This is a genomic window from Pantoea sp. BR_17 (genome assembly GCF_041955125.1).
Classification (GTDB): domain Bacteria; phylum Pseudomonadota; class Gammaproteobacteria; order Enterobacterales; family Enterobacteriaceae; genus Pantoea; species Pantoea stewartii.
On the sequence record NZ_JAVAXT010000012.1, the window covers coordinates 17,682 to 29,573 of the forward strand.

16 protein-coding genes are annotated in these 11,892 nt (G+C 52.3%); 5 read left to right on the forward strand and 11 right to left on the reverse strand.

The genetic code is table 11. From position 1 onward, the window contains the following. The first annotated feature begins 60 nt into the window (after positions 1-60). Positions 61-285, forward strand: coding sequence for a YceK/YidQ family lipoprotein (locus tag RAC60_RS17310; protein ID WP_044241856.1), 225 nt, complete (start codon positions 61-63; stop codon positions 283-285). On the opposite strand, the gene RAC60_RS17315 is transcribed toward RAC60_RS17310, so the two are convergent. From RAC60_RS17315 to RAC60_RS17325, 3 genes are all read right to left on the reverse strand, one after another. After that, positions 276-677, reverse strand: coding sequence for a MysB family protein (locus RAC60_RS17315; protein WP_033737574.1), 402 nt, complete (start codon positions 675-677; stop codon positions 276-278). The genes RAC60_RS17310 and RAC60_RS17315 overlap by 10 nt on opposite strands. Before the next feature lie 166 nt (positions 678-843). Then, complete coding sequence (locus tag RAC60_RS17320; RefSeq protein WP_033737573.1) at positions 844-1,194, reverse strand: DUF3147 family protein; 351 nt, start codon at positions 1,192-1,194, stop codon at positions 844-846. A 170-nt stretch (positions 1,195-1,364) separates the two neighbouring features. Continuing rightward, positions 1,365-2,288, reverse strand: a complete 924-nt coding sequence (locus RAC60_RS17325) for a Kdo(2)-lipid IV(A) acyltransferase (protein WP_006118797.1) — start codon at positions 2,286-2,288, stop codon at positions 1,365-1,367. Positions 2,289-2,548: 260 nt separating this feature from the next. Here RAC60_RS17325 and RAC60_RS17330 point away from each other — a divergent pair, with 260 nt between their 5' ends. Further along, the gene (locus RAC60_RS17330; protein WP_375094080.1) at positions 2,549-3,598 is read left to right on the forward strand and encodes a rhodanese-related sulfurtransferase; all 1,050 of its coding nucleotides are present in this window, start codon (positions 2,549-2,551) and stop codon (positions 3,596-3,598) included. Between the two features lie 39 nt (positions 3,599-3,637). Here the strand turns inward: RAC60_RS17330 and RAC60_RS17335 are convergent, their stop codons facing one another. The 8 genes from RAC60_RS17335 to RAC60_RS17370 all read right to left on the reverse strand — a co-directional run bounded on the left by RAC60_RS17335 (position 3,638) and on the right by RAC60_RS17370 (position 9,284). Next, positions 3,638-4,213 carry a YceI family protein gene (locus RAC60_RS17335; protein WP_006118799.1) on the reverse strand — a complete coding sequence of 192 codons (576 nt, stop codon included), beginning with the start codon at positions 4,211-4,213 and terminating at the stop codon, positions 3,638-3,640. Between the two features lies 1 nt (position 4,214). Beyond that, on the reverse strand, positions 4,215-4,790 hold the full coding sequence (locus tag RAC60_RS17340; protein ID WP_058701397.1) for a cytochrome b: 576 nt from the start codon (positions 4,788-4,790) through the stop codon (positions 4,215-4,217). Between the two features lie 291 nt (positions 4,791-5,081). Next, positions 5,082-6,200 carry an N-methyl-L-tryptophan oxidase gene (gene solA / locus RAC60_RS17345; protein WP_375094081.1) on the reverse strand — a complete coding sequence of 373 codons (1,119 nt, stop codon included), beginning with the start codon at positions 6,198-6,200 and terminating at the stop codon, positions 5,082-5,084. Positions 6,201-6,296: 96 nt separating this feature from the next. Then, positions 6,297-6,551 carry a biofilm formation regulator BssS gene (gene bssS, locus RAC60_RS17350; protein WP_006118802.1) on the reverse strand — a complete coding sequence of 85 codons (255 nt, stop codon included), beginning with the start codon at positions 6,549-6,551 and terminating at the stop codon, positions 6,297-6,299. A gap of 245 nt (positions 6,552-6,796) precedes the next feature. Further along, positions 6,797-7,069, reverse strand: a complete 273-nt coding sequence (locus tag RAC60_RS17355) for a hypothetical protein (RefSeq protein WP_006118803.1) — start codon at positions 7,067-7,069, stop codon at positions 6,797-6,799. A gap of 142 nt (positions 7,070-7,211) precedes the next feature. Further along, the gene (gene dinI / locus RAC60_RS17360; RefSeq protein WP_006118805.1) at positions 7,212-7,457 is read right to left on the reverse strand and encodes a DNA damage-inducible protein I; all 246 of its coding nucleotides are present in this window, start codon (positions 7,455-7,457) and stop codon (positions 7,212-7,214) included. A gap of 62 nt (positions 7,458-7,519) precedes the next feature. Then, positions 7,520-8,563: a dihydroorotase gene (gene pyrC, locus RAC60_RS17365; RefSeq protein WP_006118806.1), complete on the reverse strand. Its 1,044-nt coding sequence runs from the start codon at positions 8,561-8,563 to the stop codon at positions 7,520-7,522. A gap of 157 nt (positions 8,564-8,720) precedes the next feature. Then, positions 8,721-9,284, reverse strand: a complete 564-nt coding sequence (locus tag RAC60_RS17370; protein WP_375094082.1) for a lipoprotein — start codon at positions 9,282-9,284, stop codon at positions 8,721-8,723. Between the two features lie 408 nt (positions 9,285-9,692). Between RAC60_RS17370 and rimJ the strand changes: the two genes are divergently transcribed. Genes rimJ through RAC60_RS17385 form a run of 3 tightly spaced genes read left to right on the forward strand, consistent with a single transcriptional unit; the run spans position 9,693 to position 11,864 of the window. Beyond that, positions 9,693-10,283, forward strand: a complete 591-nt coding sequence (rimJ, locus tag RAC60_RS17375) for a ribosomal protein S5-alanine N-acetyltransferase (RefSeq protein WP_033737566.1) — start codon at positions 9,693-9,695, stop codon at positions 10,281-10,283. 15 nt (positions 10,284-10,298) lie between these two features. Next, complete coding sequence (locus RAC60_RS17380; RefSeq protein ID WP_375094083.1) at positions 10,299-10,943, forward strand: YceH family protein; 645 nt, start codon at positions 10,299-10,301, stop codon at positions 10,941-10,943. Then, positions 10,944-11,864, forward strand: a complete 921-nt coding sequence (locus tag RAC60_RS17385) for a Gfo/Idh/MocA family protein (RefSeq protein ID WP_058701394.1) — start codon at positions 10,944-10,946, stop codon at positions 11,862-11,864. Positions 11,865-11,892 lie beyond the last annotated feature (28 nt).

Here is an 11,892-nt window from a genome sequence, read left to right on the forward strand (position 1 = left end):
CTGAGTCGTGATTAAAATGACGGCTGTCTAACCTGAGTCGCTATTGTGAATAAACTCGTTATGTTAACGCTGCTGTCCCTCGCTATCGTTACGCTGAGCGGCTGTGGCAGTATTATCAGCCGTACCGTGCCCGGACAGGGACACGGTAACCAGTTTTATCCCGGCGTAAAGTGGGACGTCAGAGAGGGGGCATGGCGGATTATCACCATTCTCGACCTGCCGTTATCACTGATCGTCGATACGTTGCTTATTCCGGTCGACGCGAGCCATGGACCTTACACGTAACCGCGATCGGAATCGCTGTTATCGTCTTCCCACTCTTCGGCGGCAGCCTTACCTTCTTCACTGTCCAGTGGAGGCTCAAGCTGAAATTCGCCATCGTCCCATTCATGCAGCGTGTTTTCCGCTAACCACTCCTGACGCAACTCAATCTCATCGAAGTCACCGTCAAAAATTGCCTGAGCGGCTTCACCACTGCGAATCGGTAAACATTCGCCTGAATCCCCTTCGTCTTCGAAGAACTCTGCCTGCCACATGATATCGCCATCCTGCATAACATATTTTTGCAGACCGAACTGATTGATAGCTGCATCATCTTGCTCAAGGTCTGGATGGTTGGCGAGAAACTCTTCACGCGCAGCGTCAATCGCTTCTTCCAGTGTAGTGAACATACTCATGCTTCTCTCCTTGCCTGATTAACGTGATTTCAGTGAAGGATAGACCAAAATCGCAGGAGAGAAAGTCAGTGCGTCAGAGGGCGAATATGTCTGGCGGTTCGGCAGGCAAAATGATGTGATGAAATCAGGCGGTGCATCGTGCTGGCTTGTCTCGCAGAGAAGGCCATCACAGCAGTTCGATGCCCCAGCGTTTCAGCAGAACGGCCCAGAGAACAAATACGATAAGCGTCAGGACGCAGCTCAGTCCCAGGGTAAGCCAGAAGCCTGTACGCTGATACAGAAAAGGAAACAGGATAAACATGGGCAAGGTCGGCACCACATACCAGAAGGTGTACCAGGCGTGGGCGGCAATTTTGGCCTGCGTTTGTCCTTCCAGTTTCATCCAGACAAGCACCAGAATCGTGACCAGTGGCAGCGCCGCAAGCAGGCCGCCAAGACGATCGCTGCGTTTTGCCGCTTCCGAGATCACCACCACCATCAGGGCCGTTATTGCATATTTTGAAAGCAGCCAAAGCATCGTTTTCTCCTGTTCAACCGCAACGCATTATCCAGCTTAACATGAAGGGCATGCCCGACGGTGGAATGGGGGCAGGGCGAGGTCGTACCGCCAGGTCGGGTGCAGAACAAACGGTTTACCACCCCGTAAGGGAAAAGCGCTGCCCGCATCGGTGTCGGGCAGCGGTGAGGTTAATAGCGCGAGGGTTCGCCTTCAGGGCGGGTTTTAAAGCGGCGATGCAGCCACATGTACTGCTCAGGTGCCAGCAGTACGCCTTCTTCCACCACTTTATTCATGCGCGCGGCGGTGTCTTCTTCGCTGGTCAGCGGAAAATCAGCGCTGACATCAGGCAAAATGATCAACTCGTAACCGCGTCCTTCCGGCAGACGGCGCGGCACAAACGGGATAACCGCCGGTTTTCCGGTACGCATTAACATATGTGTCCCTACGGTGGTGGCGGCTTTGTCGACGCCAAAGAAGGGGACGAACACGCTGCTGCGGGGACCATAATCATGATCGGGCGCATACCAGATGATATCCCCACGTTTTAAGGCCCGGATCATGCCTTTCAGGTCCTTACGATCCAGCATGCCTTTATTGGAGCGCATACGACCGCGGGTTTGTAACCAGTCGATTAATTTATTGTCATTCGGCCGGTAAACGCCAATACCGGGATTATGAATGCCAAACATACGCGCGCCAATTTCCAGCGTCAGGAAATGCATACCGATAAGTAACACGCCGCGCTGGGTATCATGGGCCTGCTGAATATGTTCCAGACCGGAAGGTGTGTGCCATTTATGAATCCGCCAGTCGGGCCAGAACCACGCCATGCCGGTTTCAATCAGACCCATGCCCACAGATTCAAAATTATGCTTAATCATGGCTTCACGATCGTTGGTCGGCATATCCGGAAAGCTCAGCTCCAGGTTGCGGCGAGCAATGGCCACACGTCGCTTCATAAACCGCATAGCGATACGGCCAATACCGCTACCCAGCGCGTAGAGCAGGGGATAAGGTAACAGGACCAAAATATAGAGAAAAATGATACCCAACCAGGTCAACCAATAGCGGGGATGAAAAAGTGCACGTGAAAATTGAGGCAATTGGGTCATCTTGAATACTGTTATCCTGCGTCGTGCACCTGCGGTGCTGTTATTCGTCAGTTGCGGTTATTGTGCCATTTTTTTCCCCGCGGCTGAAATGTTAGAGCATTTCTCCGGGTGTTGCAGAAGATGAAAATGAGGGCACAACACCATCGCGCAACGAAATTTACCGTTTTACCTATCAATTTTTCTTATACGCTTCGCATTTTTTTCATTTCAGGTATCATGTGCGCGCTAAATTTCTTCTATTGATAACAGGAACGAACACCATGCCAGTGTTACACAACCTTGTTTCCAATAAAGAGCTGAAGGCGCGTATGTTGGCCGAAACCGAACCGCGCACCACAGTCTCTTTTTACAAGTACTTCACCATTGCCGATCCCAAAGCCTTTCGCGATGCGCTCTATGTCGGGTTAACCGCATTAAAGGTGTTTGGTCGCATCTACGTTGCCCATGAGGGCATCAATGCGCAGATCAGCGTGCCAGCCAGCCAGTACGAGGCTATGAAAGCCTTTTTGTACGGCTTTGATCCCGCGCTGGACAATCTGCGCATGAATATTGCGCTGGATGATGATGGCAAGTCGTTTTGGGTGCTGCGCCTGAAAGTGCGCGATCGCATCGTGGCTGACGGGATTGAGGACGACACCTTTGATGCCAGTAACGTCGGCAACTACCTGAAAGCGGCCGAAGTTAACGCCATGCTCGACGATCCTGATGCGGTCTTTGTCGATATGCGCAATCATTATGAGTATGAAGTCGGGCATTTCGATAACGCATTAGAGGTGCCTGCCGACACGTTCCGCGATCAGCTGCCCATGGCCGTGGATATGCTCAAAGACAAGAAAGACAAAAAAATCGTGATGTACTGCACCGGAGGGATTCGCTGTGAAAAAGCCAGCGCCTGGATGCGACACAACGGTTTTCAGGATGTTTATCATGTCGAGGGTGGGATTATTGAATATGCTCGTCGGGCGCGGGAACAAAATTTACCGGTGCGTTTTAAAGGTAAAAACTTTGTTTTTGATGAACGCATGGGCGAGCGTATATCGGATGATGTTCTGGCGCATTGTCATCAGTGTGGTGAGCCCTGCGATACGCACGTCAACTGCGTCAATGATGGTTGTCACTTACTGTTTATACAGTGCGAAAGTTGTGCCGAGAAGTATGAGCACTGCTGTAGCCCGTTGTGCCAGGAAGAAGCCCGTCTGTCGCCTGAAGAACAGCGTGCCCGTCGGGCGGGACGTGAGAATGGCAATAAAATCTTTAACAAGTCGCGTGGCTTGCTGAATATGACCATTCCGGCACCGACGCGGAAATAACCGACCCCGCCTGAAGGCCGACTTCAGGCGGGTGTTTTGTTACTGACGGACGCCTTCAACAGAGATAATTAACTCGACGTTCTGCGAGGCAGGGCCCAGGTCATGGGTGATATTAAAGTCTTTCAGCGCAATCTCGCCTTCAGCTTCAAAACCGGCACGATAACCGCCCCACGGATCTTTTCCTTCGCCCATCATTTTGGCTTCCAGCGTCACCGGTTTTGTCACGCCATTCAGCGTTAAATCCCCGGTGACCGCCAGTTTGTCACCGTCTTTTTTCACGGAAGTCGATTTGAACGTCGCGGTGGGATGTTTCGCCACGTTCAGAAATTCAGGGCCACGAATATGTTTGTCACGCTCGGCGTGGTTGGTATCCACGCTGTTGGTTTTAATCGTGACATCGACTTTATCGGCGGTGGGATTGTCTGCATCGAAGGTAAATGAGCCATCAAAATCTTTAAACGTCCCATACAGCCAGCTGTAGCCCAGATGCTGAATACGGAACTGAACAAAGGCGTGCTGGCCTTCTTTATCGATTTTGTAATCGGCGGCATTAGCGGTCAGTGATCCCAGCAGCAGGCCAGTAGCGGTAACAGCCAGAAGCGTTTTTTTGAACATATCATTTTTCCTTTTCAGAGGGAGAGTGGATGCGCCGTCCCAGCATCCTTTTCAGGGTGATATCGCGGTCAATAAAGTGATGTTTTAACGCGGCAAGACCATGCAACACCGACAGCACCACGATGCTCCAGGCCAGCCACAGATGAATATTTCCTGCTAAATCCGCCTGTTCACCCGCTCCACTGAATAACGCCGGTAACGAGAACCAACCGAAAACAGACACGGGTTTGCCATCCGCAGTCGAGATCAGATAGCCACTCAGCAGAAGGGCAATAAGCAGGCTGTAAAGCAGCCAGTGCACGAACACTGCCGCGAAGCGCACCGCAGGAGAATAGCTACGCAGCGGTTCAGGGGGCGGCGAAAGCACACGCCATACCAGTCGGATGACCAGCGCCAGCATTAATAACACGCCGATGCTTTTATGAATGTCAGGCGCGTTATGGTACCAGCTGTCGTAATAGCTCAGGCCAACCATCCACAGGCCCAGCGCGAACATGGCGTAAATAACCACGGCCATTGACCAGTGCAGAAAAATCGTGAGTAAACCGTAACGGGTGGAGGAATTTGTCAGCGACATTGTGCTAAAGCACCAAAGGAATACGTGGAAACAAGAATCTACAGAATGAAACACAAAATCAATGATGCTTACTTTTCTATAAATTTATTGTTGCTGGTGCAATGGGTTTGGTGAACCGATTTGACTAAGCGCAGGATTATTGAATAAACGCCCTTGTCTGGCGGCGGCATGATGTGACTGATGGAGAAAACATCTCTGAAACACCTGGATGGCAGAAGAAAAAGCGGTAAAACGGGCTGGCGTGTAAATCTGTGTCAATGCGGCGCGGTGCACTGCACGCGCGCCGTACGGTCAGGCGTGAAAACGCGATAAACGGAAAGGGGTAAGATCGAAACTGAACGGTTTATTCTGTGCAAACTGACTGGCGAGTTCACCCAACACGCTGGCAAATTTAAAGCCATGCCCGCTTAAACCGGTGATGATCAGACGATTCGGTTCGCCCGGCAGTGTATCAATGATGAAATCCTCATCATGACTCACGTCATAGCTACAGGCTTCACCGTGCAGGCAAACCCCAACGCCCGGTAAAAACTGACGGAGAAACCGGAAGGCTTCACTGCCATCGGCGGAAAGGCTGCCGAACGGCTTGCGGTCTTCAGGTGTTGTCATTAGCTGACCACCATCATGACGACCAACTTTTAAAGCATTGTTGTCCGCCGGGAAACCATAATACTGACTGCCATCCGGCATTTCGCAGGTGAAGCCAGGAAACGCATTGTTTTCACTGTAGCGGCCATCAGCCTGATACCAGGCAAACACTTTACGCGTAGGGGCGATGGGCAAATCGGGGACCAGTTTACTCACCCAGGTGCCCGTACTGACCAACAGTTTGCGCCCGCGGTAAAGGCCATCGAGCGTGGTAACCTGTTGCAATTCGCCGTCACGCCGGATCTGAGTAACCGGGCAGTTAAACAACTGCGCGCAGCCCTGTTTTTCTGCCAGCTGTATCCAGCTTCGAACCGCCTGTTCACTTTTTAAAAAGCCAGAGTTTGGTTCGAAAACGCCCAGATATCCGTCAGGAACCGCCAGCTGTGGCCAGCGCTTGCGCACGTCAGCCGCCTGCAGCACCTCGACAGGGAGCTGCCAGGTTTGGGCGCTGCTTACGACGTTTTGAATAAATTCAGACTGGACAGGCGCAAGATTCAGGACACCGCAACGATGCATAATGCGCTCGCCCGCCTGCTGTTCCAGTTCATCCCACAACGTTTGCGCACGCAATACCAGCGGTACATAGCGTTCGCCCTCGCCATAGGCATGACGAATCAAACGGCTTTCTCCGTGATGAGCACCCTGATGATGGGGAGGATGTGCGCTGTCAATCATCAGCACGGAAAGGCCAGCCTGGGTCGCATAATAGCCAGCCGCTGCACCCACTGAACCGCTACCGACCACAATGAGATCGTAAATCATGAAAATGGAACTCCTGAAAGGGTTACATAATCAATAGCATACCAGAAAGTCCATGAAAAAAGGCACCCGGGTGGGTGCCTCGCTGATGCAGCAGTATTAATGCTTCTTTCGTAGTCGTTCTACTTGCTCGGCAGATTCAATCTTAGCGATACCCGCTTCGAGAATAGAGATAAATTGCCTGGCTACATCTGTCGTCAGCCAGTAGGTCGGGCCGACGTCCGCGTCTTCTTCAGTTTGATCCTGCGACGAAAGGGAGTGCAGACGGATCATCATCGCATCATAGCTGTCAACAGTACTGATATCCCAGCCCACCAGAGGATGGGTCTGAATTACATCTTTCCGACTGTCCATTATAACCTCCTTATTACTCGTTAAACGAAGTGCATGATGAGGTTCAATGCGGCTTTTAATTTCCACTGCGAAACAATTATAACAGCAAAATGGCGATTCACTGATTAAAACGTATCATGGAAAGCCTGAATGCAGAATGATTATCTCTAAAACAGTCAGGCTGAGAAGATATAATACCTGAATACCGGGCGTGCAATTGTCCTAATTGAACAATAAAAAAGGCTTATTAAGGTCGTTAAACAGGGTTAAAGAGGGGAAGTTTCAACGCCTGCTGAACCGCTACGTTTTTGTAATGTCTCTGCAAGGCGCGCAAACTGCTGCTGCAATTGCTCATCATGGTTTTGATTTTGCGCTTCAAGCGAAAGATTATGCACCAGTAACTGACTGGCCCGGTCATCAAGACAGAAAATCAGGCTGGAAAAGGCGTTTTCCAGCACCGTCAAGCGGCGTTGCTGTTCACCGATGAGCGTCAGCAGCTCGCCAAAGGTCATGGCTTCTTCGGGTTTATCTGTAGTCATGGGATGAAACTCCTTTTATGCATGATCAGCGCCAGCATAGGGCATTGGTCATTCGGAGTCCAGATGGGCGAGCGGTTAGTCAGGCATAAATGAAGATAAAAAAACCGGGTGGCGAAACCCGGTAAAAACAGCACAGTGGCGGTTAATCGGTAATGAACCAGTCGTCAGCGCTTTCCCACGTTTGCTGCAGGATTTCACTGATTTGTTCACGCGTGTCTTTGTCACCGCCCATTACGCTCAGCTGATTCGCCGTGGCGTAACGCACTTTGACCTGATTGGTGAATTGCGGAAATTGTTCATCGATCCGGCGCGACAGCTCCTGGCTCAGGGCTTCCATCGCACCAGCGGGAAGAGGTTGGGTTTTGGCAACGGTAATTTCAACACGCATAAAAGCCTCCGTATAAGATACTGTATATAATTACAGTATAAATATGGCGGAGGCAAGCGAAATTATTTTATACGCCAGTTGAGGGTTTCCCCGGCCAGGAAAGGCACCAGCGTATGAGAGCCCATTGCGATACTTTCTTCTACCGTCCATGGCTCACGCACCAGCGTAAGGGTGCCTTCGTTCAGCGGCAGGCCATAGAAACGCGGACCATTTTCAGAACAAAATGCCTCAAAATGCTGCAGGGCATTGAGCTCTTCAAATACGGTGGCGTACGCGGGCAGGGAGGTAGGGGCGTTGAACACACCCGCACAGCCGCAGCTGCTCTCTTTCAGATGGCGCAAATGAGGCGCGGTGTCGGTACCCAGAAAGAAACGGGGATGACCGGAGGCGACAATCCTGCGCAGCGCCTGCTGATGCGTATTGCGTTTCAGGATCGGCAGACAGTACAGGTGAGGGCGGATACCCCCGACCAGCATATGGTTGCGGTTGAACATCAGATGCTGCGGCGTAATCGTTGCCGCCAGGTTTTCATTGGCGCTTTCCACATAGTCAGCTGCATCTTTGGTCGTGATGTGTTCCATCACCACTTTCAGCGCGGGGAACTGTTTGCGTAGCGGTTCCATCACCGTTTCAATAAAGCGGGCTTCGCGGTCAAAAATATCGATGTGCGAGTCCGTCACTTCACCATGCACCAGCAGCGGCATTCCCAGCGTTTGCATCCGCTCCAGCACTGAAGCAATCGAAGCAATATTGGTGACACCATGGCTTGAATTGGTCGTGGCATGAGCGGGATACAGTTTGGCGGCCGTGAACAATCCCGACTGAAAACCGCGGGCCAGCTCATCGGCCTCTAACGAGTCGGTCAGGTAGCAGGTCATCAGGGGGGTAAAAGCGTGCCCGTCAGGTAAGGCAGCCAGAATGCGATTGCGATAAGCTTCGCCCGCCGCGACGCTGACTACCGGCGGAACCAGATTGGGCATGACGATAGCACGACCATTGACTGCGCTGGTATAGGGCAGCACAGTGTTGAGCATATCATCATCACGAAGATGGATATGCCAGTCATCTGGACGGCGGATAGTAAGTTGCTGAGGGTGTGCGGTCATGAATGCGGCTCCGGCAAGTAGAATAAACGAAAGGCGTGTTTAGGCCGGGTTATAAGCATAAGGACTCAGGCAACCGTTTGCACCTGTTTTTCTTTTTTAAAAAAAATCCGCGCCTGAAGGCGCGGATAAGATGACGGTAAAGCTGCCTGTCAGGCGGTTAGTCGGTGAAGGGGATGACCAGCTCACCAGGCTTCACTTCCAGCCCTTTCGCGAATTTTTTCGCCAGCGATTCTGCTTTACTGCGACCGGCGCTCAGCACGTAGGCGGGGTGCTGATCAAAGTAGCTTTTTAACGACTGATTCAGATAAGGCGTCAGGGTTTTCATAATAGAGGCCATTTTCTCGGGCTGAACCTGCGCATCGACGATTTCCATATCGCGCAAATATATGGCTCCTTGCTGCTGATCAAACACTGGCTGCGCACGCATTTTGAGCTGCATATCGGCCTGTTGCGGACCAAAGAGTGAGGAGACATTAATTTTGGCATCGCCCGATAAGGTGACTTTGCCTGGCACGTCCCGACCAATCTGGCTATTCAGGTTAGTTAACACAATATGGGCATTGACCAGACCTGATACGCCAATGTCTTTTTCGAAGTTATTATGTTTTTGCAGGGCCTGATTGACTTCCTGTTCGCTAATTGTGTATTGCGTTAACTGATTACAGCCACTCAGTAAAACCGCTAAAAACAGGGCAACCAGCCCGTGAAAAACCGTCTTCATACTTCCCTCGTTTAACTGAAAAACTCGCTCGTGGCATAGCCTGCCTGAATGCAAACCGTCTGTCATCAGGAATGGGATGATAAGGATTTGCCGAAAATGCCTTCCGGAAGAAAGTGTCCCGATCTTCCGCTGTTAAAATGGGCGGCTTGCGGCACCTACGGCTTCTTACGCGGCGGGGCAGTGACAGCGCACAGGGTTAAGAAACCGATGTGGTTACCGAACCAGTTTTCTGGAGCGGAGATATGAGCAGGTCTTTTGACGCGCCTGCGCTGCACGGTGGGCCGGACGATAATTCAGCGACCTGGCTGTTGTAGTATGCGTAACGTTTTACCGCAGACCTGGCGGCGGTTATAGTGAAAGTTATCAATGACTGGCATTTCCTTCCCGCCATGGACTTCAGGAGAGATGATGTTTGGCTATCGTTCTGCCGCACCAAGGGTGCGACTCACGACCGAGCGGCTGGTGGTAAGACTGGTTCATGAACGCGATGCATGGCGTTTAGCTGACTATTACGCGGAAAACCGTGACTTCCTTAAACCCTGGGAACCGGTGCGTGATGACAGCCACTGTTATCCCTCTGGCTGGCAAGCCCGGCTGGGCCTGATCGCTGATATGCATAAACAGGGCTCGGCGTTCTATTTTATTTTAATGGACAGCAATGAAACGGAAGTGCGTGGCGTGGCAAATTTTAGCAATGTCCTGCGCGGTGCCTTTCATGCCTGCTATCTTGGCTATTCGCTTGGCGAGAAGTGGCAAGGGCAGGGCCTGATGTTTGAAGCGCTGCAGTCGGCGATTCGCTATATGCAGCGCCAGCAATATATCCACCGCATCATGGCGAACTACATGCCGCATAACCAGCGCAGTGGGGACCTGCTGGCCCGCCTGGGATTCGAAAAAGAGGGCTATGCTAAAAACTACCTGATGATTAACGGTCAGTGGCAGGATCATGTCCTGACTGCGCTGACCAGCAAGGAATGGACACCCAATCGTCGTGGGTAAAATGAGGAGTTTGCAATGAAGATGATCTTGTCGGCGCAGGCGTTGCGCGTGCTGGGTTGCCTGCTGGAAAAGCAAATCACCACACCGGAACAGTATCCTCTTTCATTAAATGGCGTGCTTACCGCCTGTAATCAAAAATCTAATCGCGAGCCCGTGATGACGCTGAGCGAAAGCGACGTGCAGGATCAGCTCGATCACCTGATTAAAAAGCATCTGGTGACCGCCAACAGCGGGTTCGGCCAGCGCGTGGTGAAATACGAGCAACGCTTCTGCAACTCCGCCTTCGGTAATTTACAGCTCAGTAGCGCAGAAGTTGCCGTTTTCACATTGCTGTTCCTGCGTGGCGCGCAAACCCCTGGTGAACTGCGGACCCGGAGTGGGCGTTTGCATGAGTTTGCCGACGTCAGCGACGTTGAACAGACGCTGGACACGTTGATGTCGCGCGCTGAGGGACCCATGGTCATGCGCCTGGCGCGGGAGCCGGGTAAACGTGAAAGCCGTTTTATGCACATGTTTGCTGATGAGGGCGAACTCGGGGCGCTGGAGCAACACCCAGCCACAGCGGACGATGCCGCGCTGCGGGATCGGGTTGAGGCGCTTGAGCAGCACGTTGCCGATCTTCAGGCACAACTGGCGCAATTACTGGAAAGAGAACAATAAATGACGATTCGCATTGGTGTTGTTGGGTTAGGCGGTATTGCGCAAAAGGCCTGGTTGCCTGTGTTATCGCAGGCAAATAACTGGCAGTTAGTCGGCGCATTTTCGCCGAATCAGGCCAACGCCCGCATCGTTTGTGACCGCTACCGTATCACCTGCTTCCCTTCACTGACCGATCTGGCTGCCGCCTGTGACGCCGTATTTGTGCACAGCAGCACGGCCAGCCATTACGACGTGGTCAAAGCACTGCTCCAGGCTGGCAAGGATGTCTGTGTCGACAAACCGCTGGCAGAAACCCTGAATCAGGCAGAGGCGCTGGTTGCGCTGGCCGAAAAGAAACAACGAAAGCTAATGGTGGCGTTTAACCGGCGTTTCGCGCCCTGCTATCAGCAACTGAAAACACAAATGCACTCCGCCGCTGCGCTGCGTATCGAAAAACACCGCAGCGACAGCGTGGGTCCACAGGATCTGCGCTTTACACTGTTAGATGATTACCTGCATGTCGTTGATACGGCTCTGTGGCTGGCAGGAGGCCGTGCGCTGCCCCGTCAGGGCCATATTGCGACCAATGAACAGGGACAGATGCTTTACGCCGAGCACCATTTTGATGCGGGTGGATTGCAGGTAACCACGAGTATGCACCGTCGGGCAGGCAGCCAGCGCGAACGTATCAGCGCCATCTGTGATGGCAAGTGCATTGATATTCATGACATGCGCGACTGGCAGGAAGAGTGCGGTGCAGGCGTAGTGCTCACGCCACCTGCCGCCTGGCAGAGCCACCTGGCTCAGCGCGGATTTGTGGGCGTGGCAGAACATTTTGTTCACTGCATCGAAAATCAGACAAAGCCGGAAACGAGTGGTGAGCAGGCGCTTCTGGCGCAACGTATCGTCGAATCCATGTGGCGTGACGCGGAACGGGAATAACGCCTTGTAACACTCAGTGCTGGTCATT

Bases quoted from the DNA above. Each gene is read 5' to 3' on its own strand.
- RAC60_RS17310 (WP_044241856.1), top strand. From the start codon at position 61: ATGTTAACGCTGCTGTCCCTCGCTATCGTTACGCTGAGCGGCTGTGGC.
- RAC60_RS17315 (WP_033737574.1), bottom strand. From the start codon at position 677: ATGAGTATGTTCACTACACTGGAAGAAGCGATTGACGCTGCGCGTGAA.
- RAC60_RS17320 (WP_033737573.1), bottom strand. From the start codon at position 1,194: ATGCTTTGGCTGCTTTCAAAATATGCAATAACGGCCCTGATGGTGGTG.
- RAC60_RS17325 (WP_006118797.1), bottom strand. From the start codon at position 2,288: ATGACCCAATTGCCTCAATTTTCACGTGCACTTTTTCATCCCCGCTAT.
- RAC60_RS17330 (WP_375094080.1), top strand. From the start codon at position 2,549: ATGCCAGTGTTACACAACCTTGTTTCCAATAAAGAGCTGAAGGCGCGT.
- RAC60_RS17335 (WP_006118799.1), bottom strand. From the start codon at position 4,213: ATGTTCAAAAAAACGCTTCTGGCTGTTACCGCTACTGGCCTGCTGCTG.
- RAC60_RS17340 (WP_058701397.1), bottom strand. From the start codon at position 4,790: ATGTCGCTGACAAATTCCTCCACCCGTTACGGTTTACTCACGATTTTT.
- solA (WP_375094081.1), bottom strand. From the start codon at position 6,200: ATGATTTACGATCTCATTGTGGTCGGTAGCGGTTCAGTGGGTGCAGCG.
- bssS (WP_006118802.1), bottom strand. From the start codon at position 6,551: ATGGACAGTCGGAAAGATGTAATTCAGACCCATCCTCTGGTGGGCTGG.
- RAC60_RS17355 (WP_006118803.1), bottom strand. From the start codon at position 7,069: ATGACTACAGATAAACCCGAAGAAGCCATGACCTTTGGCGAGCTGCTG.
- dinI (WP_006118805.1), bottom strand. From the start codon at position 7,457: ATGCGTGTTGAAATTACCGTTGCCAAAACCCAACCTCTTCCCGCTGGT.
- pyrC (WP_006118806.1), bottom strand. From the start codon at position 8,563: ATGACCGCACACCCTCAGCAACTTACTATCCGCCGTCCAGATGACTGG.
- RAC60_RS17370 (WP_375094082.1), bottom strand. From the start codon at position 9,284: ATGAAGACGGTTTTTCACGGGCTGGTTGCCCTGTTTTTAGCGGTTTTA.
- rimJ (WP_033737566.1), top strand. From the start codon at position 9,693: ATGTTTGGCTATCGTTCTGCCGCACCAAGGGTGCGACTCACGACCGAG.
- RAC60_RS17380 (WP_375094083.1), top strand. From the start codon at position 10,299: ATGAAGATGATCTTGTCGGCGCAGGCGTTGCGCGTGCTGGGTTGCCTG.
- RAC60_RS17385 (WP_058701394.1), top strand. From the start codon at position 10,944: ATGACGATTCGCATTGGTGTTGTTGGGTTAGGCGGTATTGCGCAAAAG.